The following is a 25,527-nucleotide window of genomic DNA, read 5'->3' on the forward strand; positions in this document are numbered from 1 at the left end:
ACAAGAAGAAAAACTAGCCGGAAGGAACAAAAATTTAGGTCGCTATGAAGGTGGAGTTAGTGCTTTAGCACTTACTCCACGGGACGAGTTTTGAAACTCGCGTACCTTGCGAGGTTCAAAATCGAGATTCGAGACCGCACTCCGGCTCGAATCGTTCCCCATAGCGACCTAAATTTCTTGTTCCTGTAGGCGGCAAATCAACCACCAATCAACACTATTTTAAATCTTTAAAATAATCCACTCCGATAGCTGCTCTTACCTCAGCCAATGTTTGGTTAGCAATTTCATTAGCCTTGTCACTGCCATCTTTTAGAATTTGGTAAACTCCAGGAATATCCTTTTCGTATTCTGCACGACGTGCACGGATAGGTTCTAGTAATCCTTGCATGACATCGTTTAAGTAACGTTTTACTTTGACATCCCCTAAACCACCGGCTTGATATTGTTCTTTCAATTCGGCGACTTTTGCCTTATCTTCAGCGAAAGCATCAAGGTATGTGAACACGGTATTGCCTTCGATCTTACCAGGATCTTCAACGTGAACATGATCAGGATCAGTATACATTGACATGATTTTCTTTGTTACTACATCGGCAGGATCTGACAAATAAATACCATTTCCTAATGACTTGCTCATTTTGGCATTGCCGTCTGTACCAGGTAAACGTCCCTGACCCTTAGGTGGGAAGACACCTTCTGGCTCAACCAAAACTTCAGCGTTGTAAGTATTATTAAATGTACGAACGATCTCACGTGTTTGTTCAAGCATTGGTTCTTGATCATCACCAACAGGCACTGTGTCAGCTTTAAAGGCTGTAATATCAGCTGCTTGACTAACTGGATAAGTTAAGAAGCCAGCAGGGATACTTTGACCGAATCCCTTTTGCTTGATCTCTGACTTAACAGTTGGGTTTCTCTCCAAACGAGACACGTTGACCAAATCCAAATAGTACATTGTCAATTCGTTCAATGCGGGAATTTGTGATTGTACTAGAATGTTTGTCTTAGCCGGATCAATTCCTACAGACAAGTAGTCTAGGGCGACTTGAATCAAACTGTTGCGAATCTTTTCAGGGTTTCTAGCGTTGTCTGTCAAAGCTTGCATGTCCGCAATCATGATAAACATGTTATACTTGCCTTCGTTTTGTAATTTCACACGGTTCTTCAACGAACCTAAGTAATGTCCGATATGAAGCTTACCGGTTGGACGATCACCTGTTAAAATTGTATTAGTTTTCATGTTTTTTCCTCCATTATTGTCATCAAAGCAAAATAAAAAGCGTCCTATTATATTTCAATAATAGGACGCTCACACGTGGTGCCACCTGTTTTGTAGAAAGTCTTTCTACCACTCATTAGCTGTAAGGTAGCAATCCATAACCAGTTCCCAATTCAAGAGCGATGACTTTTTCAGCCTAGAAGCCATTCTCTGATTCAACTTACTTGAATTAGTACTCAAAAATGCTTATGCTTTAATGTACTCAATTGCTATAAGCATAATTAAAATCATCCAAATTGTCAACGAGAGGTAACTTAATGACCGTTAACGAAACTAAAGAACAAGAACAAATTAGAGTTAATAAAATTGCTCAAAAAATCGACGATAAAATCAATCGGGCGACTGAAAATCTTCAAAAAGCTCACACTGAAACTCATAATATTTACCGTAATTATGGTGAAAATACTAAAGTTAATACTTTTGAAGTCGATGACCAAATGGAAACCAACGCTTCTGTTCAACAGCAGAAACAATTGGTTGCCTTAGCCGTTGAAAACGAAAATATCCTTGAATCAAATAAACTCAAATTAGAAAACCTTCAAGGCTCACCTTACTTCGGCAGAATCGATATCGTTGAGGATGGCGAAGAAGATACTCTCTACATCGGAACATCGACCTTACAAGATGACGATGGTGAGTTTTTGATCTACGACTGGCGTGCACCTATCTCTGGAATTTATTACAACGGTGTTCTCGGTAAAGTCAGTTATCCCACTCCAACTGGCAAAGCTGAAGTAGATTTGAAGAAAAAACGCCAATTCCAAATTATCAACAACAAAATCAAGAACATGTTTGATACCAACGAGACCGTCGGTGACGAAATACTTCAATCTGTTCTGAGCGAATACAGTGATGAATATATGAAGAATATCGTAGCAACCATTCAACATGAGCAGAACACGATTATTCGTGATACCCATTCGGATGTATTGTTAGTACAAGGTGTTGCCGGTAGCGGTAAGACTTCTGCTATCTTACAACGAGTTGCTTACTTGCTGTATCACAGTCGTTCTACGCTCGATGCCGACAAGATCGTGTTGTTCTCACCAAACAGACTCTTCAGTAACTACATTTCAGAAGTGCTGCCGAGCTTAGGTGAAAGAAACATGCGTCAGGTAACATTCAATGAATTCGTTTCACTCAGATTAACCGGTATTCAAGTTGAAACTTTGTTTGAACGCTACGAAAAGGACGAACGTAATTTACCACAAACCACCGTCAATATCCGTCTATTCAAAGAGAGTGCTGAATTCTTAGATACACTGGAACAAACCGAAAAAGAAAATAAAGACCATACATTGTATTTCGAAGATATTATCTTTGAAGGTAAACCATTCTTTACTAAGGAAGAAATTTCTGCAATTTATGATCGTCAAAATACAGCTTTCAGTATCCCTGACCGCTTCTTGAAGACAAAAAATACCTTAATTAAACAACTCAAAAAACGTATCCACAACGACCGTGACGAAGATTGGGTTCAAGCCGAGATCGATAACCTAGATGACGAAGACTTCCAACAAATCATAACTGACCACAACATTGAAGAGTCAACTAACCAACGTTCGATCATCGCTGAAGAGTTCTTGAAAGAACGCTATGCTCCAATTTACAATGCCTTGATCAACAACTACTTCTTCGACCCATACAAAGAATATGTTTTCTTACTATCTAATATGAAACAAGATCTTGTATCAGATAGTGTTTGGCAAACTATGATCGAATCGATCGACCAAGCTGTCGAAACTCACAAACTAGGCTTAAGTGATGCTGTCGCCATCTTGTATCTTCGTGACTTCATTACTGATAATGGCATCAATCACAATATTCAGCATATTTTTATCGATGAAATTCAAGATTATACGATGGCTCAGTTGAAGTACATCTCACATTCATTTCCAAATGCCAAGATGACCTTGTTAGGAGACCGTGCTCAAGATGTCTTGACCAGTTCATATCGTAATAAAGACGTCATCACGGCAATTGGTGAATTATATAAGGGTAAGAAAGTAACTACAATAACTCTTAACCAAAGTTATCGTTCCACTGCTGAAATCACTAACTTTGCCAAGGCACTTCTACCAAACGCTGATGAAGTCAAATCATTCTCGAGAAAAGGTGAAATGCCAACTATCAAAGTTTTTGATGACGAAACAGACTATTACCAAGGCTTGAAAAAAACTGCCCAAGATCTGACTAAAGAATATGAAACAGTCGCGATCCTAACGAGAAATCAAGCTCAAGCTGAACAAGTCTATGCACATTTTAGTGACGAATCGATTATCACACTCGTTGATGCTGGTTTTCGTTCCATCCCTAAAGGTATTATCGTTATGCCGATCTATCTTGCTAAAGGACTAGAATTCGACGCTGTGATTGGACACAACGTCTCAGCAAAGAATTATCCTGACGCCAGAAGTCGTGATACGCTGTACACCATCTGTACCAGAGCCATGCACAATCTAACTATTTGTATTGAAAAGACTCCTTCACCACTCTTGGATAATATCAAGATCGATGATTACGACACCTCTTCCGCAATCAAGTAAGTCTCGTACAATAAGACGCTGGCCAAGGACGCACATGTTGCTAGTCCAAAAATCAATTGTAATTTACTACGACGTGTATACCCAAGATAGACCAGAACTACTCCCATAATAAAAACAACTAACAATGGCATCAATACGTCATCTACAAAAAGTGAGTCGAGCATTAATAAAAATAATAATGTCATCATGGACCGTGAACGGGAGATATTAACAATTAGAACCGCTTCAAAAATTTGAAATAAAAAAATAACAATCGATATAGCTGATAAATCTAACATTGTTATACCCTCTTCGAAAAGAATAGCTAAGCAATGTAAATATTCAGTAAATTTATTGTAAATTTTATGTAAAAAACATGCTGCCAGCTTGGACTGGCAGCATGTTTTTTACTTGGTAGGGATTTGTTGCACTGAAATTTAGAAAAAAGTTCAATTTGCACTTGTATAAACTTATAATTATAATTATAATTCGTATGTTTTGGGGGAAATTATGAGTCTTTTAAAATTAGAATGGGTATTGTTATGGATCGTCATTATTACGATCATCTTCTTTATAATCACGATTGCTGGCACATACTGGCACTCACGAAAATCAAGCAATAATTATTTGGAGAACAAAGAATTCAATCTTCGTTACTTCATTCAAAAGCAAGTCGATTATCATGACGAAGTAATTGGCTACGAATGCCTGTTGCGACAACAAAATCCAGATGGAACTTGGAGTTTGCCGTCGAATCTCGATTCATTGCCATTACAGAGAGTGATCTTTTTGTTAGAAGATACTTTCAAATCGCTACCGACAGAACCGATCACATTATCGATCAATCTAGAGTACAACCAGATCATAAGTCCTGAGTTTCAGTACTTCGTTCGTTGGGCCATCTCCAAAATCGAGCCGATGAAATTATCAATTGAATACACCCCCGCTAACAACACTCATTTTAAGAATAGATATTTGTTCGAGAAACGCATCCGTGAAGCTCAAAACTACGGCATGCAATTCGGTATTGATAACGTGGGTTCTGACATGCAGAATCTCAAAGACATCGAATGGATGCTTCCATTTGTCGACAATATCAAATGCTCAATGCGTGACTTCCGAAAAGAAGATCCCAGCGTCTGGTTAGATTTGAACTTACAATCTTGGAATCGTATATCTCAAGAAAACAACATCAACTTAATCTTAATGGGCATCGAAAATCAAGATGATGAAGCCCTAGCTGAACAGCTAAATATCAAAACCCGCCAGGGATACCTCTTCGGTCATCCTGAAGACCCGGAGAATAACGAGGAAAAATGAAAGATAAAAATCGTCAACAACTTTACACAGATGAATACTTTGAAAAGGGACACTTGCTTTTAAAAATACGCCAAACAATAATTGCTATAATCGGCTGGTTAGCGGTCATCATCCCTATCGTAATCACCGTGACTTCCTTTTGGGCTAGCTTTGATCCTAAGATTCCTCACCTTTGGTCGTTCAAAGAAGGTATCTACGAAATCAAGTTTATCGGGATCATCTTAGTGTTTGCCTGGGTCATGACAATGATATTTTCCATTGGCATGACGATCATTCAGAATCGTAAGCGCGACCGGGTAGTTGAACAGTGGCCAACTTTCAACCCGATCAATCAAAAAATGCGCAAGGAAACTATCGACAACTTCATCGACAAGCGCTTCGGAGACCAAGAATTTCGTGAGAATGTTCGCAGCTACGATGTTCAACCCGAACAAAACCTAGAAACACATCAAATCCAAAAACTATATGCCAAAAATAATTTAGACGATATCGATTAGAGGTTAGCTATGAAAAATATTTTTATCGATCACATTTTGGAATCTTCCGGATTGGGTACTGTTGCCAATATCTTATTACTGATCCTCTGCCTCTATCCAATCGTTGGATCTTTCTTCTGGTTCAGTGGAGCGATGAGCTATCGTTTCTTGAAGAAGAACAAGTATGACGATGACTGGCATAATATTCCTAAGAATAAACAACCAATGATCACAATCATGATACCGGCCCACAATGAAGAAGTCGTTATCGAAGAAACCATTACTTATCTTTTTGAAAATTTAAATTACGATAATTACGAAGTTCTAGTAACCAATGACGGTTCAACTGATCAAACTGCTGAAATAATCCAGCGCTTAATGACTAAATATCCGCGACTTCGAACCATCAATATCATAAAGAATAAAGGTAAGGCTCACGCCTTCAACATTGGCATGCACTTCGCTAAGGGTGAATATATTCTCAGTAATGATGCTGACACAATTCCCGAGCCAGATGCACTAATGAAGTATATGAACTTCTTCGTTCACGCTCAAGATATGAATACCTCAGCTGTTACAGCCAATATGGATGTCCAAAATCGAACTACGATGTTGGGTAAATCACAGACGGTGGAATTCTCCAGTATCGTTGGCGTGATCAAACGAAGTCAAACATCGATCAATGATTCTATGTATGCTTACAGTGGTGCTAACACGCTCTACAAAAAAGACTTTTTGATCGATGTTGGTGGATTTCGTCAAGATCGTGCTACCGAAGATATCAGCATTGCATGGGATCACCAGACTATTGGAGCCATCCCTCGCTTTGCTCCCAACATTGTCTTCCACATGAACGTCCCTGAAACGATCGGTGATCTCTATAAACAACGCAAGCGCTGGGCTCAAGGTGGTACCGAAGTCTGGCTAACTAATTTAAAGAAGTTTATTTTCCATCCTATTCAACGACGTTACCAAATGTCGATGTTTATCGATTCAACTCTTTCAATTATTTGGTCATTCTTCTTCGCCATCACGTCAGTAATGTTTATAGGAGCCATATTGATCTCACTTTTCCAAGGCAACTATGAGAATGTCTTTCATGGATTCGTCATTTCCTTTATCTTCATAACATTTGAATTGATCGCAGGCTGTATGCAGCTGATCACCGCCTTGTTGCTGGATCATCATGGTGCAAAATTGAAATACGCCTTCTTTGCACCACTATACATGCTCTTTTATTGGATGATCAATCCCATTACCGTGGTGGCCACTTTCATTCCCGCCATGAAAACAATCTTGGGATTTGGCTCCGGTACATGGGTCAGTCCTAAGCGAAGTTCATTACAAAAAAATAAATAAAAAAAGCCGCTTGATTGGATTTCTCCAGCCAAGCGGTTTTTGGATGCTTTAAATTAAAACGGTTCCGACAATTGAACTCACAATTGCAACTAATATTGCCATTTTTTCGTCTTGAGTATATAGATAAGTCAATGCATAGCACCAACCCAATGCCATCATCATAAAGAACTGTAATAATGAACCTGGCAAACTAATGATACCAGCAATAAGACCACTAAAAATTATTCCAATGATTGCATTAGATGAAGTACTCTTTCTAAAGAAATAGTTAAAGAAAAATCCTGTTTGAACCAACTGTTGCTGAACCGTAATAATGAATACATTAGCAACCATGTTAAAAATAAATACCTTTTGGTCCGAACTGATCACATCATCGTTCTTGAAACTTGGTAACTTACCTGTTACCTGTAAATAACTGATCATAATTCTTAAAGCACAAACTAAAATGACCATCAAAGTTATTAAACCAATGTTTGAAACTAATGAACTCATGAACCCTCTAGGATTGTCAGAGAATGAACGCCTTTCGCGTAAATATCGTCTCAGCATAAGGAATGACAATACAATTCCAACCACGAAGAATATCACGGTTAATATTATGTTCAAGCCCTTATCAGTGGCAGCAATATTTTTCAAACTTAAAGTAATTATAGAAAAAATGATCCAAATTAAATATCTGACCAAATCTGTTCCTGGAGATTCACCTACACGCATAATTAATATCTTCCAATCAATAATTTTACTTTGCTATTATATCATATACGAATACTTCAATTTTGTCGGCAATTCATCTATTATTAATTAGGTATATGGAGGGATTTTTATAATGAACAAAAATAAGCGGATCTTTTATCTAGACTTTATTCGTGTTATCGCAATTTTTCTAGTTATCTTCATCCACGTTTCCGCCATTGATACGACTCTACATGTCGGTAGTACTCAATGGCAAATCACTAAGATTCTAAATTACTTTGCCCACATCAGTGTGCCTGTCTTCTTCATGATTTCTGGTTCACTGCTGCTTAACAGCAAAAAGACTAAGTCGATTGCTTATACTTGGAAGCACAGAATTCCTAGAGTCGTAATACCATTCATACTCTGGTCAATTATTTCACCGATAGTAGTTGGTATCTATGCTCACTCGCTGTCAGCACACAACGTATTGTCGTCAGTTAAGATGATGCTGTATCAACCAACTTCACCTACACTTTGGTTCATGTATCCACTGATTGGGATTTATATCCTCTCACCGATCATTCGGACTTTTGTAGAGAATGCCAATAGACAGATGCTCTGGTATGTAACGTTGATCTGGTTAGTCACTAATTCACTGTTACCATCGATTGCCAATGTTGTACCTAAGAATTGGGTCGAAGCTCTGACAATTTATCCAGTAGCTCAGTTCTACTTGGTAGGTGGTTTCACAGGTTACTTCATCTTGGGATACTTGTTGACTAAGATAGATATTCATGATCTTAATAATATTGCCCTCTGGATCGTTGCACTAGTAGCCGGATTCGCTGGAAATTATGTTTCAGAAGTATTTCCAAAAATCTTCGATCCATACAACGGTTATTATGTAACTTCAATCTTCATCCCTATTATGTCAATTGCAGCCTTTGTTCTACTTCAAAAATGGGGTGAACGAATCAGTTCAAATGGAGTTATCAAGATATTCGAATTCTTATCACCATTAGTGTTTGGAATTTACTTGATCCATAACTTATTGATCCTATACTTAGAACCTTGGTTTATGTCAGTCTTGCCATTCGGTGGTTTAGCAGCAACATTCATTCGCTACATCGCTGTTGCCGCATTATCGACCTTGATTATTTGGATCATCAGTTTGATTCCTGGAATCAATTATTTATTAACAGGAAGTCGCAAAAAATAGAACTGCAAACTTGCAGCTCTATTTTTTTTGAAAATTATTCTTTTTTGCGTCCATAAGTGAACAATCCAAAGATTGACACTAAGATCAATCCTAAAAGACTAGCAATCCATCCTGACGATGAACGTAGCTGTGGCAATTTCTTTTCACTATCTGATACTGATCTCGTATCTAATTTAGGACTTGTAGCTTCAGATTCATTATTTGCGGCCTGTACCTGTTCAGAAGAAACCTCTGTATTTTCTTTTGTAGTTGTAATATTTTCTTGCGGTGACATCTGGTTCTCAGTCACTTCGGGTTTATCGATTTCCTCAATATTTGGTCCTTCTGAACTGGCTTCAGTTTCAGGTAATAAGTCTACGTCTTCTGGTTCTGGAAGATCCGGTTCAGGTACTTCTGGTGTATCAGGTAACTCTTCCGGTTCCGGATCAGGAGTCGGGTCTATTGGATTCGGATATTCTGGTTCTACTGGTTCCGCTGGTTCTTCTGGTTCTGTTGGGTCCTCTATATCCCCCGGTTCTTCTGGCTCCGTTGGTTCTTCTGTATCCCCTGGTTCCGCTGGCTCCGTTTCTTCATCAGACTTATTTTGAAGATCCCATCTATGTGTTTCACCACTTAAAATATTCACGTCACTAGCGATAATATTTCCGTCCAAATTATGATGGACATCAATGGTTGCTTCTGGAGCCAAAATACTTCCTTGAAAAGTTGAATCGATACTGATGACACCACGGTACAAGTTGTCTTCAGCTGACTCATCATAGAAATTCCATAATAAATGATTATCATCAAAGTGTTCCGTTTCTTTATTCCCCCTAGTGGTACCGTCATTATATTGGATCTTGATCTGAGAACGCATATTATATGTATCTACTCCTCCAGTATCAACATTAATAATAATTGTCGTCCCATTTTTATCCTTATCTAATCCAATTATTTCTAGAGGACGGTCTTTCTGAAGAACCTCAGCAGATAATTTAATAATTATTTCATTGTCTTCATTCGGTTCATAGCTCAGTAGATCGATAAATCGGTTATTCTCATCAATGAAATGAGTGTTGTCTATCGAAGCATGGCTTTCACGACTAGCTAATTGTGAAGACTGTTTATCTAAAAAGGCAAACATCTCATCAAAATCAATGTATTTATTATCACCTTTATCTTGATGCAATTCATCCCACGATAAATTATCTAATGTTATTCCGTCAACGCGAATCTCGTTATTCGAAAAATCTAATTCTAAATCCTTTCCAAAAATAATTTTATTATACCTATAGTCATTGGCCACCACAAAGGAACTGCAAGCAATATTAGATAAATTCTGGATATAAGAAATATCTTTTTCCATGGTCCCCTCATGAATGCCAGTACCAAAGTTCACCCTCCCATCTAGGTTACCGACCGCTAAATTTCCATTTGTATGTGCTGTTAAAGTGGCCGATCTAGCAAAAATATGAAAGAATGCCGCGTAACTTAATAAATAATGAGGGCCCTCCTCAAAATCATTTGATACATTCTTACCATCTTTAACTTCAGAATTATCCTCATTAATTCCGATATATTGTAATACATCACTAGGATCGTTTCCTAATGCAGCTCTAACATCCTCCGTTTCAATTAAATTTGACACAAACGGTACATGAATAATTGATTTTGACATCGTCAATCCCATGGTTAATCCGGTTGCTGTTACAATTATTTCCCTCCTCATAATAATTCACTTCCTTTTGTGATTTATGTAACTTACTAATATCGTATAAAATTTCTGGTTACTTTGTCACTTTTAAACACAAAAATAGGGCCCACATTTAATATGCGAGCCCTATTTTGGATGATTTTAATAATTAATTTTGTTTACGTTTATATCCGAACAAGCCTAGGAATGACATTAGAACTAATCCTAACATGCTAAGGATTCCGCCATTTGATGAACTTGTTTGTGGGAATGTTCCTTCACCAGCTGCATTAGCTGATGAATTATTTGTACTTGTTGAACCAGTAGATACTTCCTTGGCTGGTGCTTCAACACCTGGCAAAGTAATAGGTGTATCAGGGATTCCATCACCATCTGTATCGATCTCAGGAGTATCAGGAATTCCGTCACCATCAGTATCTACCTCGGGAGTATCAGGAATTCCGTCACCGTCTGTATCAACTTCTGGATAATCAGGGATACCAGGTACTTCTCCGGGGATAGTTACAGGTTTGTCGGTTCCAGTTTCATTACCTGGTTCTTCACCGTCTTCGTTACCTGGTTCTTCAGTGTTCTCGTCTGAATCTTCGCCGTCTTCGTCACCAGGTTCTTCGGTGTTTTCATTTGGATCTTCGCCGTCTTCGTTGCCAGATCCTCCACCGTTATTACCTTCATCAGGATCAGTCCAATCTCCATCTTCACCAGGTTCCTCGGGATCTGGGTCTGGAACTCCTTCCCAATCATTATCGTCTTCATCACCATCGCCATCAGGATATTCTGGTGAATCTGGATCTATACCGATACCTGGGACTTCTATTGGTAATGGAGCGATGGTTTCACGTTCAGGATTCTCTTCGTCTTCTTCTTTAGTAGTATTATCTTGCAAATCCCATCTATGAGATTCACCCTGAATGTTTACTTTATCAGCAACAATATTACCATCTAAATTATGATAAACAGTCACATTAGCCTTTGGTGCTAATACACTACCTTGGAAAGTTTGGTTAAAGTCCAATGCACCATCAAATAACTTATCTGATGCATTACTATCATAGAAATTCCACAATAAATGATTATCACCAAAATATTCAGTCTCATGATTATTTCTATCACTACCATCATCATAAATAACTTTTATTTGTGAACCAGAAGTGTATGGATCAACTCCCTGAGTATCAACATTAATAATAACTGTTGGACCATCAGGAACACCAGATAATCCTCTAATTGTTAACGGAGTACTTTCTTGCAAAACATCTGGTGATAAGTAGATAACGATTTGATTATCTTCATTAGGTTCCATATCAGTTAAATCAATTATACGATTGTTTTTATCACCAAATTGATCGTTAGTAATTAACGCCTTATTACCTGAACTAATAATCGTACTTGGTTCTAAGGTTGCCAAATCCTGTGACTTAGGTTCCAAAGAATTGTTGAAAATATCACTAAAATCAATATATGGCTCTTGTCCTGACTTATCCTGATAAACTTCAGAAGATTTCAAATGATCAATATTAACTTGTTTATCATCATCATATGTCAGTAATGGTCTATCCGGATTAGAAACATCTATTTCAATTCCATTTCCAAATACGATTTTATTTTTTCGACTATTTTGGGCGGATACAAATGAACTTCCAGCAATGTTCTCAATCTCTTGGATATATGACACATCATAATCAACTAATTCTTCTTGAATATTGGTACCAAAATTTACTTTTCCATCCAATAGACCTGTTGCAACATTACCATTAGTATGAGTACTTAAATGTGCTTCATTAGCAAAAATATGGAAATAAGCAGCATAACCCAATTCGTTGTCCTTTGGATGTAGATTTAATCCAGTACTAGGACTTGTACTATAACTATGAATATCGTTAGCAAAAGTACCACCATATTTTACTTCTGAATTATCAGCTCTAGTGCTTGTTGCTTGAACGCTAGCAGTATTGGCAGCTGGAGCCGATGAAGTTGATTGACTCAATGGTTGCCCCTGAACAGACTTAAAAGATACTGGGGCCTCACTTGTTTGTTGAGTAGCACCAGTAGTATTCGATGCGTCTTGACCACTGTTTTGGCTATTGATCTTAGCGTAAACAGCCGAATAATCAGGTTGTGCTGATGGATCAGTTGAAGTTGCAGTTGAACTGGCTGCAGTCTGGCCACTAGCAGCTTGTGTCTGAACAACTTGGTTATTACCATCCGTATTCTGTGTAGCGTCAGTATCATCGGCTAACACGTTATTTGAAACGACGAGAAATGAAAGTACAGCGGCGCTAGTTGCCACACACGACAATGCCCACTTTGTTCCTTTTTTATTATTCATATAGATCCCCCTCGAAACACTAACGCGTTGAATCGTTAAACGGTTCTAGCACATTAATGCCAGATATATAATATTATTAATATTTTCATTATCACGCTAATTTTTTTTCACGTCAATTTCAGATTAAAAAAACACCACAACTGGTAGTTGTAGTGTCTTGACTTGATACTAATCAGTATAAGTATAAGGAACGTGTGCCATTTGCGGTACTTCATCCCAATGCACAGGATAACCAGCACCATGTGCACAGAAGACTGACCCTGGTGTGTTATCCAAGTCTGAAACCGGATCGTAGTCAAAGCTTTGGATCACTTCTTCAGCATTGTGACATGGTCGATAACTGTCAACTGTACATTCAAACAATCCTTGACCATGAGTATAGGCATTAACTTCTTGCGCATAGTCCCTCATCTCAGAAACCGGCGCTGTGCCAGTCAGCACGGTTCGATTAGAATCAGTGTTTGGAGTATCAAAGCTTCCATTCATCCGCTGAATATCACTCATTGCACGTCCAACTTGATCTTGTCCCAATTCTAATCTGAAACGATACCATGGTTCTAATAGTTGACAAGATTGGCGCTGCTTCAACTCCATCAAGCCTTGTCTGACAGCACGCCAAGTTGCTTCTCGAAAGTCGCCGCCGACAGAATGTACATTACTTGATCTGCCGCTTACCAAGCTGATCTTCACATCAGTTAACGGCGAACCTGTCAATACGCCAAGTTGCTCCTTAGCGCCCAGATTAGTTATTACCTGATGTTGCCAATTCTTACCTAATACTTCCAAACTACATTGAGAGTCAAAAACTAATCCACTTCCTGGCTGCAAGGGTTCAAGCAATAGATGGACCTCAGCGTAGTGCCGCAAAGGTTCGAAGTGTCCTACTCCTTCAACGGACTTAGTGATTGTTTCCTTGTACAGAATACTACCTTCACCGAAGCCAATATCCAAATCAAAACGGTCCAACATTAATTGTTGTAATATCTCCAATTGAACTTCTCCCATGATTTGAACTCGAATCTCTTGCAGATGACTGGACCATGAGATATGCAGTTGTGGATCTTCATCTTCAAGTTGTCTAAGTGCTGTTAAGCATTTGTGAATATCATTTCCTTTAGGATCCAATGCATAATTCAAAACCGGTTGTATCTCTGGCGATTGAGCGTCCGCCTGTGCACCTATCCCTTGTCCTGGATAAGTATCAGTCAATCCAGTAATGGCACAGACTCCACCAGCTTCCACTTCCTGGCTCAGAGTGAATTTGTCACCATTGTATATTCGTAATTGATTGGCCTTTTGTTCATTCAAAACAACTGACTTAGTTGGTAGAACACCACTGGTTACTCGTACCCAAGTAAGACGTTCACCTTTTTCATCATGAGAGATCTTGAAGACTTGTGCACCAAAATCCGTGCCTCTTTTTTTCTCAACAGACCATTGTTCAATTCCATTCAAGAAATTATCGATTCCATCAAGTTTAAGCGCCGAACCAAAATAACACGGAAAAATTTTACGCTCATTAATCATCTGTCTTATTTCAGCTTCAGTGATTTGACCAGAATCTAAGAAGTGCTCTAAAACATCATCGTCTTGCATCGCAATTTCTTCATATGATTCATCCGAGAATCGTTCGTTAAAATCCACACATCCTGCGGCTAAATTATTCTTTAATTGTTGAAGCACATGCTCCTTATCCGCGCCAACCGCATCCGTCTTATTAACAAAAATAAACGTGGGTACATTATAACGTTGCAGTAATCGCCAAAGTGTTCTGGTATAACCTTGAATCCCGTCCGTTGCAGAAACAACCAAAATTGCATAATCGAAAACACTCAGCACCTGTTCAGTTTGAGAAGCAAAATCAACGTGTCCCGGAGTATCAAGCATAGTTAGTTCAAGATCGTTGTATTTTAAACTACCTTGATGAGAAAAAATCGTAATTCCGCGTTGTTTCTCTAACTTGTCTGAATCTAAGAAAGCATCGCCGTTGTCAACTCGACCAATTTTTCTCAACGTCCCAGATTTATAGAGCATTGCCTCTGAAAGTGTAGTTTTACCAGCGTCAACATGGGCGACTATTCCGGCTACAATGTGCTTCATTCTCTTATCTCCTTAGATTCAAATAATAGATACAAATTATATTATACGTATATATTAGTAATTCATGTTGAAAAAGGTTTTTAGCTTCACTGATTCAAGTATATAATCAAATCAAAAATAATTAATAGCGAGGAAATAAATGTTCAAATATGTAATTTTTGACTTAGATGACACCTTACTAGACTTCAGTCGTGGTGAAAGAGAAGGTGTACAAAAAATCTTGAAAGAACATGGTATTAAAGATATCGACCATGGCTTTCAAATCTACCTATCTATCAATAAACACGTTTGGGAACAAATCGAAGCTGGCAAACCCAGTCAAAAACTCGTCGATACTAGATTTGAATCGACCTTTAACAAATTAGGAATCAAAGTCGATGGTAAAAAAATTGAACGGCAATATCGAAATATATTAAATCATAATTTTTATACTTTAAATGGCGCTGAAAAACTTCTCCAAGATTTGAAAAAACAAAATTTAACATTACTAGTCGGTACTAACGGAATCAAACATACCCAAATCGATCGACTGAACGGCTCCGGTCTAGATAAATATTTCGATCATTATTTCATTTCTGGTGATATCGGCTTCAATAAACCTGACAAACGTTTCTTTGTACCAATTTTTAAAGCATATCCTGATTTGTCTAAAGGCAACACTATCATGATTGGAGATAGCATGAAGTCCGATATTCTCGGTTCTCGTAGTGCTGGATTAAAAAATATTTGGTTCAATCCTAAATATGCCGCAAATAATTTTGATTTTAAGCCTACTTTTGAAGTGCATAATTATCGGGAAATTGAGGAAATATTGAAAGATAATTAAAAAAAACCATGATTCCGAGTATTTATAACTTTGATATTTGTGAATTAAGATTCTCAAATTCTTTTGCTTTCAACAAAAAAAGACTTCTAAACGTTAAAATATTAACACTTTGAAGTCTTTTAATTTTTGAAACTATATAAAACTCTTGGTAAGCCATCTATCGGATTTGAACCGACGACCCCCACCTTACCATGGTGATGCTCTACCTATCTGAGCTAAGATGGCAATTTCATCTATTATTCTACCAAAAGCACAATACAGATGAAATATCTAAAACTAAAATGCTTCGATTATTTCGGCAACTCCTGTGGCAAAGAAGAAGAATGCCAGTAGGAAAACAATGATTCCTCCAGCAAGTACCGGATTAAACAGCAATACGATGGCAAAAACTAAGTTTAGAATCGCCAATATAACGATCAACAAGTAATATTTTTTGCCAAAGAAGTGATAGAATCTAGACGTTACTAATTGGAACACCGCATCAACGAAAAACCAAATGGCAAACATATAAATAATCGTCATAACGCCGACATTTAAGTTGGCGATAAAAATAATACCAATAATAATATCTAAAATTGATGCAAATATGGTCCAACCACTACGAACACCGAGATACTTAGTCATTTGTGAACCAAACCATAACTGGTAGACCCCTCGCAAAATGACGTACACTCCAAAAATTGTTGCTACGGTGGACAAACTATTCAATGGATACCACAAGACTAAATATCCAGCATATAGTGAAACCAAACCGATAATAAAACCAAACCAATCGAAACGTCGCTTGGAATAATTCATATACATACCCCCTCTCACACTTATCTATACTATTTATTTTAACATTATTGATCCTCAAGTTTTAATTAAATGCGTTATAATGTTAATATAACTATTAATATTTCTTAGTCTAAACGAAAGGTCAAAAAATTGTCTCCTAACAAAGAAAATTATCTCAAGACTATCTATGAACTGAATTATGACTTCACCAAGATCACTAACAAGCGTATCGCGGAAATCATGAATGTCAGTGCTCCATCTGTAACAGAAATGCTTAATTCTCTAGCCGCTGATGGCTACTTGACGCACTCACCTTACAACAAAATAACTCTTACACCAAAGGGAAATCACGTCTCAGAAAAATTGGTCAAAACACACCGACTATGGGAAGTGTTCTTGAATCAATGTCTCAACTATCCAGTTGACAATGTTCACAATCACGCTGATGCCCTAGAACATTCATCTGACAAGGATTTGATGGATCACCTAAATGACTTCTTAGGGCATCCTCAACGTTGCCCACACGGCGGTATTATTCCAGGTAACGGTCAAGGTGAAACTGATGCTGACGACAAGTTACTAAGCATGATACCTGATGGCGATAAGGTTCAAATCGTTCGTATTTCAGATAATTATGACTTCCTACAATATTTCAGCAGCCTTAATGTCAAAATTGACGACACTATCAAGATTATCAAGCACGAGAAGTTTGACAATTCCTTGGTTGTGGAAAAACAAGACGGATCTAAGTTAACTATCGGAGCCAAGGCTATCGATTATATTTTTGTCGAGGAACGTTAGGGTTGAGGTTCTGTTGCCGCTGAGGATGGGCAACAATTCCATCTGCCGTAGGACCGGTCTCAAACTACGTTTTCGACCTCGCTTTGAAGCCTGTAGTCTTCAAAGTCGTCCAGTGTTCTAAGCGATAAATCGCTAAGAACACTATCACGGCGGATTACATTGTTGTCCATCCTCAGCTAGATTTGTGATAGTACCAGAATAACCTCTATTACTAAGTAGTAATCTTATTATCTAATTTAAAACAAAATAATAAATTAGCTTCCGGTCAGCAGTAATGGAATCAGTAGCGAAAGTGGTGTTAATGCGGTGATTTTCCGCATTTACAGCACTGGACGACTTTATTGATTTGCGGTTTGTGCAAAGCAATAAAGCGAAGGTCGAGACCGCTTTTTGGCTCGAGCTGGTCCCGCTACAGATGGAATTACTGCTGACCGAAAGCGGCACCACTACCTACCCTAACTACCCAGTAACCCTTTCAAAAAATTTCTTCTCGTCAGCGTTACACTCCATAGCCACTTTATCACGAACATTCAATTCAAAATTATGAGTCCGAATATTTTCATCATCCCCATAAATATGAAATTCGTGTTCAATACCGTGATCGATCAAGAATTGATCCATTCTGACACCTTGATCATGCAAGAAATCCCGGTTTGCAGTAACAATTGCTAATGGCGGTACAGAATTATCCACATAGTTTTCCGGAGATAACTCCGGTTGCATTTCACGTTGTACTTTATCAGTGAAGTAAGCCGTCATACCACCACTCATCTTGCCATTGTGATCCAAGAAGTAAGCTCCACAATTCATTAAGACACCAACAATATTCAATTTAGGTTTCTTAAATCCAAATAGCTTGCGGTAATCCTCTTGTGTATAAGCTGTGATATATTGGAATGCCAAGGTTCCACCAGCACTATCGCCGATCAATATGACCTTATCTAAATCTAGATTATAGTCTGCACCGTGTTCAGCGACCCATTGAATAGCTGCATCAGTATCAACTAATGCACCTGGAAAGACTGTCTTTGGTGCTAAACGATAATTGAAGTTAACAAAGGCAAATCCTTGTTGTGCCCAATACAATCCATAAGCTTGATAGGTTTCTTTAGTTCCGTAGAAGAATCCACCACCGTGACAACTGATTATGACCGGAACCTTACCTTGAGCAGACTTAGGAACATAAATATCTAATAGATTTTCATTCCCAAAAGGTCCATAACTTAAATTATCATACCGAATTACATCCGAAGGATCAGTCGGCAGTCCGGAATCACGAATGTCATCATTGTGCTTCCACTCTGCACTGATCTTCTTGATTTCAGCTAAAACATCATCAGACATTATTTATCATCTGCCTTTTTCTTATCAAACAATTCATTCATTGCTTCTAGAGCTGTTCCGCCATATACATAAGCTGGCCCACCGCTCATAACTAATGCCGTATTAACTGTTTCGGTAATCTCTTCTTTGGTAGCTCCAGCCTCAATAGCATTGTTCAGATGATCTAGAATACAACCTTCACAACGAACTGAAATTGCGACACACAAGCACATTAATTCCTTATTCTTGTGTGATAAGGCTCCATCTTTTAGTGCTGAAACGTGCAAGCTCAAAAAGTCCTTGCCTGGTTCACCTGACAATTCTGTTAATAATCCGTAATTCTTGTGAATTGAATCTAACTTCTCGCTATATAGTGACATTATCTTACCTCCAGTTTTTTATACGAATTTATGATACCGCTTACCAAAAAATTAAGCGAGCGCATTTAGAATTCTCATCCAAAAAAGGGTGTCCAATTTCCACAAATTGGACACCCTTTAATAATTTTATTTATCATTATCTGCTTTTTCAGCTTCATCAACTTTGAATTCATACCATCCAAACAGTCGCTTAATATTAGCAATCATTCGTTCAAATGACAATGTACTCAATAACAATATGCATGGCAAATATTGGATCAAGTAACGGCTCCGTCCACCTTCAAATAGCAGTAGAAACATGAACCCGCCGACTAACGATAGTTTCAACAACTGAATCGTATCTGTTCTAGGACCGAACCCTAACGCGATGATAACTAACAAACTGATCCACCATAATTGTGCCGCAAATCTGAAGTCAGCAATGTGTCGCCCATACAGGAAGACATAATTCTTAATCTTATTACTGATCCCCTTATTGTTAGGCTTTTGATTCTCACGGAAGAAATGTCCTTCCTTCAACCAGCCAAAGGTTCCATCAGCAGTATTATTGCGTTGCTTCATAATCAAAAACTTGGCATAACCAAATGGTCCTAATTGTTTCAGACGCTTCGTTAACATTTTGATCGAATAGTCAGTTTTTTCTTTTTTGGTCCTTAAAACTGACATTTGAATAGCTTGTTTGGTATTGTATCCACCTTCACCATAAACGCCCATCGCCATGAAGTGGATCGGTGGAATGGCTAATGACTTGTCAATCTTCATGTAAGTTTGATTTCTAGTTTGATTATTAGCTACTTCATACGTTAAACCAGCACTGCCGCCGATCAAGATCAACATCGCTAATGACAAAATAACTTGGCGCATCGTAAAGTGTTTCTTCTGAACTAACCACGATAGCAATTCAATTATCACGATTGCGATAACTGGGACGATGGCTGATGGTTTAACAAAATATGTCAAGACTACGCTGACACCAAACCCGATTGCGGCTAATACCAAGACAATTTGTGAAATCATCGTATTCGAGCCGGCTACTTTCTTCATGATGAAATAGCACAGTATGTATAACGAAACAAATGGCAAAACCCAAGCATCGGTATAAGGCATAATAATACTTGGAAAGACTGCTAACCAAGCACTATGAATGTAAAGAGCAGTTCCTAAAGCACGTTTCTTTACAATCGCCACACTGGCTAAGTTAAAGGCCGCTGATAAATCGACTAGAAATAAGGTCGCATAGTCGAAGAACTGCCAGGATGTTTGTCCACTGATCACTGTCAGCCAATGCATGACTAACGTCGTCAGCAAGTTATTAGGATACAAACTGTAATAGGCTGTCATATTGGGCTCTTTGGCATTTTGCGCACTGATGGCCGCATAGTGCAACGCTCCAGCATCAAAACCTGCTTCCGGATGAACATAATAAACGAAAACTATTTGTAGTATCACCACAATGCCTAAGATTATACTTGCCGTTAATATCTGATGCGTAATGAATATCTTATACAGTAATGCGTGAATTCTTGGATAAGCGTAATTCATGACGGCAATTGCGATGATGCCAATTACTAAACTAGTCGTCACCATTGTCGTGCTGGTTCCAAAGGTATCATTATCGCCAATAATAATATTAGGTGATATTAACGCAAAAAAGAGAGTCAAACAAAACAAGACTCCCCAAAAAATATTAATAACTGTGTGACTAAAATTATAAAATCTACGCATCTGATTTTTCCTGATTTTTTTTCTTTTGTTCTTGCTTAACTTCTGCTTCAGTCGGCAATTGTCGTTCAGTTACATCGATACAGTACGCTCTGGTTGGCGAATCACTGACTTCGATCCGCATCAACATAGCACCATTAGCACGCAAAATAGCATCGATCTCGTTGAAGAGATATTCAGTAACATTTTCAACCGTCGGATTAACAACTTTGAATTCTGGCAAGTCATTTAGATACTTACCAGACAACGCATCGATCGCCCTGTGTAAAGATTTTTCAATATCAAAAAAAGAAACCATTCCTTCAAACGCATGCAACTCACAAGTTATCTCCCAAGTATGGTTGTGTTTCTTACCTGTACCTGACTTCCAACGAACCGCATGACTAGCATTGACATACGACTTGATCTTATATGATCGTTGCTTTATCATGAATTATTTTCCTTCCTTGTCCTTACGGCGTTGTTCTTTAACGGTTTTTACATCATCTTGGACAACGTTCTTTAATTGATTCATCTCAGTATTAATACCACGCAACTTCCAAGAAGCCTTGGTCGTCATCCCATTAATAATACCAATCAAGCGAATCCAAGAACAGATAAACATATAAATTGGCAGTGTCAAAGTCACCCACCAAAGCTTCAAATAATAACTTCGTTCTTCAGGGTATTTGCGCAACAAAACTCCCACACTCAAGTAGTTGATTATCGCGACAAAGACGTAAAGCGCATATATCAATAGATACGACAAAACCATTATTATCGGAGAATATCCGAATGCTATCAAAACAAAACTGGCAAAGAACCAGATCATTCTAGGAAAACTAAAAGTATGATCGATAATCATACGACGTACTAAAAAGTTCTTGAAGAAACGATTCAAACCAGCTGTCTGATTCATATAATTCTCCGTAACTTCCATCTCACCACGCTGCCAACGCTGTCGTTGAGTATAGAGTTCTGAGAACCCTGATATCGGTTCAACATAAAAAATTGCATCAGCACAAATAACTACTTTTTTACCTAATCGCGTTCTGATCTGAAAGGTCATATCAGTATCTTCGCCGATCGTATCGATATCGTAGAGGAATGTTTCCATCAACACTTCTCGACGAAAGGCGGAAAAAGCACCTGACATTGTAAATAGCTGATCTTTTGAAGATTCGATCGTTCGTCCAGATAAGAAAGCTTGTGCATACTCATAATATTCGTTCTTGGCTAAGACTCGATGCCAGAAACCTTTGACATTTTTTACCAAATCTTCTCTCGGCAAAATAGCACCAGTCATAGCGGCAATACTCAAGTCATTTTCAAAACGCAAGACCATATTCTCTATTGCATGCGGTTCAAGCACACCATCACTATCGATATTGATAATATAAGTACCGATACTTTCATAAATGGCGGTATTCAAGGCTTTAGCCTTCCCATTGTCGGTATTAACATACCGTAAGATCAACTCTGGAAAAGTATTCTGAGCCTTAGCATATGCGCCAAAACTATCATCTGTACTTTGATTGTTAGCAAGTACTATTTGCATTGCATCTTTGGGATAAGTCTGATTATTGATCGAACGAATACAATCAAATAATGTATCTTCAGAGTTATAAACTGGTACGATGATTGAGACGTATGGCCATTTCCCTGGAGGTATTAATTTTTTTTGATGCAGATGCATGTGCATCAACTTAATTGTCGAAATGATTGCAGGGATTATTTCTACTACAATCGGAATAAGCGCCCATGTGATCCAAAAACCCATTCGGGTCAGCGCCAAATTGATCCAGTACATCACTCCTTATGACCCCTCCAATCTATGAACTCTCGATAAATTCCACGTGCCAATTGAGAGTACGTGAAAACATTGTAATAAAGTGCAATGACCAGTATATAAAAGACTAAACGCCCAATGACTGAGTGCGCTAAGAAGAATGCCTGTCCACCACCAAAATGGACAATTGAAATAACTACGATCAATCGTAAAACATTACTTAAATAAATGAAGATCAATCCAAATAATCCATAGAATACTTTTTCTTTGCGTTTGTACATGGGAAAGAACACGACTAATGAGATGAATGCGCAAGTCTCAATGATTCCTGAGCATTCATAATCAATCGACATAACGACTGGATTCGATCCATTAGCAATGTAAACTAACCCCGTCTTCAACATGACCGTGCTCCAATCAGTGATCCGGCTGAAGAGATCAACACCATGAATCACCGCATGCGTAAAAAACCAGACCCAATAAGGTTTACTAATAGCTGTGAGAATAAAGAAAAGTCCAGCACTACCAACGATGAAGAAGAAAGCAGAAAGCTGGGCTCGCTTTAGTACTGATAACATATACAGCCATACTACAATACCTAGTAGGATATATATATTCATTTAATATCAGTCCTATTATTTATTTTTTTGAATGTCGTCATCAAATTATTTACCAGAGATACGTGGATCTTCATGCTTCAAGTATCCGGCTTTCTTAAGTTTGATGTAGCCAAAAATAGCAACTAAAGCTCCAACGCCTGAAATCAAAATTGGGCCTGTGGAACCACCGGCAGTTGTGACTTTTTCATTACCAATATTAGGGTTGTACATTGTAATAGTTTGTCCAGCCATATTAGATAGCTTGAGCTTAGTTAGATCGACCTTGAATTCACCAACGCTGTGTTGACCATCATTAGTAACATAGCCGTTACCGACAGTACCGTATTGGTGACCTTCACTGTAATCACCAGCCGTAAAGCTTACAGACTTTGTCTCACCTGAGCTCAAATTACTTGGAATATTGTCTGACCAAACATAGATCTTCTTGCCGCCAATATCAAAGTTGTAATCACCATAACCTGGGAAGTTACCGTACTTCATCTTGACGTAAACATAGACATAGTTACCGTCACTGACCATAGCTGTATAACCGTTATAACCTTCAGTTAAAGTCATATTCTTCCAATCTTGATACTTACCGTCAATATTGATGTTCAAATTATCATTAGAATTATCAGCATTGGCATCCGTCGTTGTGTCATCTTTTGCGGACGTATCACCCTTATCAGCAATTGCTCCAGTAGCAGTAGTTCCGCTACCACCGATCGAGTTAACTGTAGTAGTTGCGGAATCATTACCAATGTTAGGGTTTCTCATCGAGATCTGCTTGCCTAAGTCGGAATCAGGTAAGTTGAATTTACTCAAATCAATCTGGAATTCAGCGATACTGTGACCGTCACTGTCAGTTGAAGCATAACCATTACCAACGGTTCCATATTGTGTTCCATCGTAATCAGAACCACCGGTCATTGTAATTTGCTTATCGCCATCACTGGCACTATTTGGCATGTCACCAGACCAAACATGGTAATCCTTACCGTTGATCGTAAAGATATAATCACCATGTCCCGGTACTGCAGCATACTTCATCTTGACATAGACATTGACATACTGACCATCACTAGTGATTGCTGTATAACCGTTATAACCCTCAGTTAAATTGGCATTATCCCAATCCGAAAACTTACCGTCAATCGCTACTGAACTAGTCGAATCCGCATTTACTGCTGCAGGATTCATGAATGCTGTCGAACCTGCTAGACCCAGTGCCACTAATCCAATTACTAACATTTTACGTAATTTCATAGTATTAAATTCCTCCCCTCAGAGACCTCAGTTATCATGTTATCTTAAGTCATTCAATACTTATAAAAATATTTATTTATACTCAGTATCATTTTAACGCAAATTATATTTCGTATAAAGAATATAATTTTTGTATTTAATATATTTTATATCGTAGTCCTTCTACTCTAATTAGTTGTCATGAGATAGTCAATAGTTATTTTAAAAAAATAAAAAAACACATCTTTCGATGTGTTTACTTTAATTACTAATTTAAGCCGCTGCTTTATTACTCTGCGCCTTATCTAGCTCTGAAATTTTCGTGTAAAATGCTGCCAGAGTCAATTGTTCATATGGATGTAACCAGATCGACAATATTTCATGTGTCATCAAATTAACTATTTCCCATAGGAAGAATTCAATACAGATGAATAACAACATTGTCTTGTGCCCACGGATCACACGGGCACTTCTGCTAAAGCTGGCAAATGCCATTCTCAACGACCACTTACCAGTCTTATCCACGTCATCCTTGAAGACATAGAAGCTCTGACTGAACATTAGGAAGAACCAAATTCCTGGAATCAAATAAAATGATAATCCCGCTTCAACGAAAATACCTAACAACGCCGTAATGAACAACACGGGGAAGAAATATCGATTACTAAAGACTTGCAAACTATCTTTAAAAGCATTGATCTCGTAATCAGGATTACGCATTTTGTCGACCATCGTGTAACCAACGCCGGCACAGATCAAAACAAAGAAGAATAAGAATGCATACACTACCACATTACTTCCTGGCGTAAGACTTAGAGCGTATTTAGTTGCGGTACTGGGATCAGTCGCCATCTGCTGTGTGATCTCAGTCAGTCGCTTACTAGCTTCTTCGGGATTACTCATGCTGACACCAAGCTGTGCCAACCATGAATTATAGATCTGTGTCCCGAAGTACATTGCTACCAAACGCATCAAGATTGGAAAAATATTTAAGGCAATATTACCTTTGATATCTTTGAAAAATTCTTTGTGTGCTATTCTTCTGATTTCTAAAGAATTAACACGATTATTATTATTCATTAAAATCCCTCACAGTATCGAATATTATAACATA

Annotated in this window: 22 protein-coding genes and 1 tRNA gene; 7 read left to right on the forward strand and 16 right to left on the reverse strand. The window is 38.1% G+C overall.

Annotated elements, in window-relative coordinates; genetic code table 11:
• Positions 1-214: 214 nt before the first annotated feature.
• Complete coding sequence (gene trpS / locus U8519_RS04950) at positions 215-1,240, reverse strand: tryptophan--tRNA ligase (RefSeq protein WP_334329200.1); 1,026 nt, start codon at positions 1,238-1,240, stop codon at positions 215-217.
• A gap of 296 nt (positions 1,241-1,536) precedes the next feature.
• Between trpS and helD the strand changes: the two genes are divergently transcribed.
• Positions 1,537-3,825, forward strand: coding sequence for an RNA polymerase recycling motor HelD (helD, locus tag U8519_RS04955; protein WP_334329201.1), 2,289 nt, complete (start codon positions 1,537-1,539; stop codon positions 3,823-3,825).
• Here the strand turns inward: helD and U8519_RS04960 are convergent.
• Complete coding sequence (locus tag U8519_RS04960) at positions 3,798-4,103, reverse strand: hypothetical protein (RefSeq protein ID WP_334329202.1); 306 nt, start codon at positions 4,101-4,103, stop codon at positions 3,798-3,800. The genes helD and U8519_RS04960 overlap by 28 nt on opposite strands.
• 211 nt (positions 4,104-4,314) lie before the next feature.
• On the opposite strand from U8519_RS04960, the gene U8519_RS04965 reads away from it, so the two are divergent.
• Genes U8519_RS04965 through U8519_RS04975 form a run of 3 tightly spaced genes read left to right on the forward strand, consistent with a single transcriptional unit; the run spans position 4,315 to position 6,959 of the window.
• Positions 4,315-5,124: an EAL domain-containing protein gene (locus tag U8519_RS04965; protein ID WP_334329203.1), complete on the forward strand. Its 810-nt coding sequence runs from the start codon at positions 4,315-4,317 to the stop codon at positions 5,122-5,124.
• Complete coding sequence (locus tag U8519_RS04970) at positions 5,121-5,621, forward strand: hypothetical protein (RefSeq protein WP_334329204.1); 501 nt, start codon at positions 5,121-5,123, stop codon at positions 5,619-5,621. The genes U8519_RS04965 and U8519_RS04970 overlap by 4 nt, the downstream gene beginning before the upstream one ends.
• 9 nt (positions 5,622-5,630) lie before the next feature.
• Complete coding sequence (locus tag U8519_RS04975) at positions 5,631-6,959, forward strand: glycosyltransferase (protein ID WP_334329205.1); 1,329 nt, start codon at positions 5,631-5,633, stop codon at positions 6,957-6,959.
• A 48-nt stretch (positions 6,960-7,007) separates the two neighbouring features.
• Here the strand turns inward: U8519_RS04975 and U8519_RS04980 are convergent, their stop codons facing one another.
• Positions 7,008-7,673 carry a CPBP family glutamic-type intramembrane protease gene (locus U8519_RS04980; protein ID WP_334329206.1) on the reverse strand — a complete coding sequence of 222 codons (666 nt, stop codon included), beginning with the start codon at positions 7,671-7,673 and terminating at the stop codon, positions 7,008-7,010.
• A 112-nt stretch (positions 7,674-7,785) separates the two neighbouring features.
• Here U8519_RS04980 and U8519_RS04985 point away from each other — a divergent pair, with 112 nt between their 5' ends.
• Positions 7,786-8,853 (forward strand): acyltransferase, encoded by a 1,068-nt coding sequence (locus tag U8519_RS04985; protein WP_334329207.1) that lies wholly within the window; start codon positions 7,786-7,788, stop codon positions 8,851-8,853.
• Between the two features lie 34 nt (positions 8,854-8,887).
• Here U8519_RS04985 and U8519_RS04990 read toward each other — a convergent pair whose 3' ends face one another.
• From U8519_RS04990 to U8519_RS05000, 3 genes are all read right to left on the reverse strand, one after another.
• Complete coding sequence (locus U8519_RS04990; RefSeq protein WP_334329208.1) at positions 8,888-10,561, reverse strand: collagen-binding domain-containing protein; 1,674 nt, start codon at positions 10,559-10,561, stop codon at positions 8,888-8,890.
• A gap of 133 nt (positions 10,562-10,694) precedes the next feature.
• Positions 10,695-12,872 (reverse strand): collagen-binding domain-containing protein, encoded by a 2,178-nt coding sequence (locus tag U8519_RS04995; RefSeq protein ID WP_334329209.1) that lies wholly within the window; start codon positions 12,870-12,872, stop codon positions 10,695-10,697.
• Between the two features lie 168 nt (positions 12,873-13,040).
• On the reverse strand, positions 13,041-14,972 hold the full coding sequence (locus U8519_RS05000) for a translation factor GTPase family protein (RefSeq protein WP_334329210.1): 1,932 nt from the start codon (positions 14,970-14,972) through the stop codon (positions 13,041-13,043).
• 139 nt (positions 14,973-15,111) lie between these two features.
• On the opposite strand from U8519_RS05000, the gene U8519_RS05005 reads away from it, so the two are divergent.
• Entirely contained in the window at positions 15,112-15,798 is a 687-nt protein-coding gene (locus tag U8519_RS05005) for a YjjG family noncanonical pyrimidine nucleotidase (protein WP_334329211.1), read from the forward strand.
• Between the two features lie 151 nt (positions 15,799-15,949).
• On the opposite strand, the gene U8519_RS05010 is transcribed toward U8519_RS05005, so the two are convergent.
• A tRNA-Thr gene (locus U8519_RS05010) sits at positions 15,950-16,023 on the reverse strand.
• Between the two features lie 51 nt (positions 16,024-16,074).
• Entirely contained in the window at positions 16,075-16,596 is a 522-nt protein-coding gene (locus U8519_RS05015) for an HdeD family acid-resistance protein (protein ID WP_334329212.1), read from the reverse strand.
• A 129-nt stretch (positions 16,597-16,725) separates the two neighbouring features.
• Here U8519_RS05015 and U8519_RS05020 point away from each other — a divergent pair, with 129 nt between their 5' ends.
• Positions 16,726-17,376: a metal-dependent transcriptional regulator gene (locus tag U8519_RS05020; protein ID WP_334329213.1), complete on the forward strand. Its 651-nt coding sequence runs from the start codon at positions 16,726-16,728 to the stop codon at positions 17,374-17,376.
• Positions 17,377-17,835: 459 nt separating this feature from the next.
• Here the strand turns inward: U8519_RS05020 and U8519_RS05025 are convergent, their stop codons facing one another.
• The 8 genes from U8519_RS05025 to U8519_RS05060 form a co-directional block, all read right to left on the reverse strand.
• Complete coding sequence (locus U8519_RS05025) at positions 17,836-18,720, reverse strand: alpha/beta hydrolase (RefSeq protein ID WP_334329214.1); 885 nt, start codon at positions 18,718-18,720, stop codon at positions 17,836-17,838.
• Positions 18,720-19,079: a carboxymuconolactone decarboxylase family protein gene (locus tag U8519_RS05030; protein ID WP_334329215.1), complete on the reverse strand. Its 360-nt coding sequence runs from the start codon at positions 19,077-19,079 to the stop codon at positions 18,720-18,722. Before U8519_RS05030 ends, U8519_RS05025 begins: the two co-directional genes overlap by 1 nt.
• Positions 19,080-19,205: 126 nt before the next feature.
• Positions 19,206-20,804, reverse strand: coding sequence for a TIGR03766 family XrtG-associated glycosyltransferase (locus tag U8519_RS05035; RefSeq protein ID WP_334329216.1), 1,599 nt, complete (start codon positions 20,802-20,804; stop codon positions 19,206-19,208).
• A complete protein-coding gene (locus U8519_RS05040) occupies positions 20,797-21,231 on the reverse strand; it encodes a 6-carboxytetrahydropterin synthase (RefSeq protein WP_334329217.1) in 435 nt (144 codons plus the stop codon). Before U8519_RS05040 ends, U8519_RS05035 begins: the two co-directional genes overlap by 8 nt.
• Before the next feature lie 3 nt (positions 21,232-21,234).
• Positions 21,235-22,590, reverse strand: coding sequence for a TIGR03111 family XrtG-associated glycosyltransferase (locus U8519_RS05045; protein WP_334329218.1), 1,356 nt, complete (start codon positions 22,588-22,590; stop codon positions 21,235-21,237).
• Entirely contained in the window at positions 22,590-23,189 is a 600-nt protein-coding gene (gene xrtG / locus U8519_RS05050; protein WP_334329219.1) for an exosortase family protein XrtG, read from the reverse strand. Before xrtG ends, U8519_RS05045 begins: the two co-directional genes overlap by 1 nt.
• A 45-nt stretch (positions 23,190-23,234) precedes the next feature.
• Entirely contained in the window at positions 23,235-24,434 is a 1,200-nt protein-coding gene (locus U8519_RS05055) for a Firmicu-CTERM sorting domain-containing protein (protein ID WP_334329220.1), read from the reverse strand.
• A gap of 252 nt (positions 24,435-24,686) precedes the next feature.
• Positions 24,687-25,493: a DUF975 family protein gene (locus U8519_RS05060; RefSeq protein WP_334329221.1), complete on the reverse strand. Its 807-nt coding sequence runs from the start codon at positions 25,491-25,493 to the stop codon at positions 24,687-24,689.
• Between the last annotated feature and the right edge of the window lie 34 nt (positions 25,494-25,527).

Origin of the sequence: Companilactobacillus sp. HBUAS59699, assembly GCF_036913575.1 — a bacterium.
GTDB lineage: Bacteria > Bacillota > Bacilli > Lactobacillales > Lactobacillaceae > Companilactobacillus.

Excerpts from the sequence above, each read along its gene's own strand:
- U8519_RS05040 (WP_334329217.1), bottom strand. The coding sequence starts at position 21,231 with ATGATAAAGCAACGATCATATAAGATCAAGTCGTATGTCAATGCTAGT.
- U8519_RS05030 (WP_334329215.1), bottom strand. The coding sequence starts at position 19,079 with ATGTCACTATATAGCGAGAAGTTAGATTCAATTCACAAGAATTACGGA.
- U8519_RS05000 (WP_334329210.1), bottom strand. The coding sequence starts at position 14,972 with ATGAAGCACATTGTAGCCGGAATAGTCGCCCATGTTGACGCTGGTAAA.
- U8519_RS04990 (WP_334329208.1), bottom strand. The coding sequence starts at position 10,561 with ATGAGGAGGGAAATAATTGTAACAGCAACCGGATTAACCATGGGATTG.
- U8519_RS04985 (WP_334329207.1), top strand. The coding sequence starts at position 7,786 with ATGAACAAAAATAAGCGGATCTTTTATCTAGACTTTATTCGTGTTATC.
- U8519_RS05015 (WP_334329212.1), bottom strand. The coding sequence starts at position 16,596 with ATGAATTATTCCAAGCGACGTTTCGATTGGTTTGGTTTTATTATCGGT.
- U8519_RS05045 (WP_334329218.1), bottom strand. The coding sequence starts at position 22,590 with ATGTACTGGATCAATTTGGCGCTGACCCGAATGGGTTTTTGGATCACA.
- U8519_RS04980 (WP_334329206.1), bottom strand. The coding sequence starts at position 7,673 with ATGCGTGTAGGTGAATCTCCAGGAACAGATTTGGTCAGATATTTAATT.
- U8519_RS05025 (WP_334329214.1), bottom strand. The coding sequence starts at position 18,720 with ATGTCTGATGATGTTTTAGCTGAAATCAAGAAGATCAGTGCAGAGTGG.
- xrtG (WP_334329219.1), bottom strand. The coding sequence starts at position 23,189 with ATGAATATATATATCCTACTAGGTATTGTAGTATGGCTGTATATGTTA.
- U8519_RS04975 (WP_334329205.1), top strand. The coding sequence starts at position 5,631 with ATGAAAAATATTTTTATCGATCACATTTTGGAATCTTCCGGATTGGGT.
- U8519_RS04970 (WP_334329204.1), top strand. The coding sequence starts at position 5,121 with ATGAAAGATAAAAATCGTCAACAACTTTACACAGATGAATACTTTGAA.
- U8519_RS05005 (WP_334329211.1), top strand. The coding sequence starts at position 15,112 with ATGTTCAAATATGTAATTTTTGACTTAGATGACACCTTACTAGACTTC.
- trpS (WP_334329200.1), bottom strand. The coding sequence starts at position 1,240 with ATGAAAACTAATACAATTTTAACAGGTGATCGTCCAACCGGTAAGCTT.
- U8519_RS05035 (WP_334329216.1), bottom strand. The coding sequence starts at position 20,804 with ATGCGTAGATTTTATAATTTTAGTCACACAGTTATTAATATTTTTTGG.
- U8519_RS05060 (WP_334329221.1), bottom strand. The coding sequence starts at position 25,493 with ATGAATAATAATAATCGTGTTAATTCTTTAGAAATCAGAAGAATAGCA.
- U8519_RS04995 (WP_334329209.1), bottom strand. The coding sequence starts at position 12,872 with ATGAATAATAAAAAAGGAACAAAGTGGGCATTGTCGTGTGTGGCAACT.
- U8519_RS05055 (WP_334329220.1), bottom strand. The coding sequence starts at position 24,434 with ATGAAATTACGTAAAATGTTAGTAATTGGATTAGTGGCACTGGGTCTA.
- U8519_RS04965 (WP_334329203.1), top strand. The coding sequence starts at position 4,315 with ATGAGTCTTTTAAAATTAGAATGGGTATTGTTATGGATCGTCATTATT.
- helD (WP_334329201.1), top strand. The coding sequence starts at position 1,537 with ATGACCGTTAACGAAACTAAAGAACAAGAACAAATTAGAGTTAATAAA.
- U8519_RS04960 (WP_334329202.1), bottom strand. The coding sequence starts at position 4,103 with ATGTTAGATTTATCAGCTATATCGATTGTTATTTTTTTATTTCAAATT.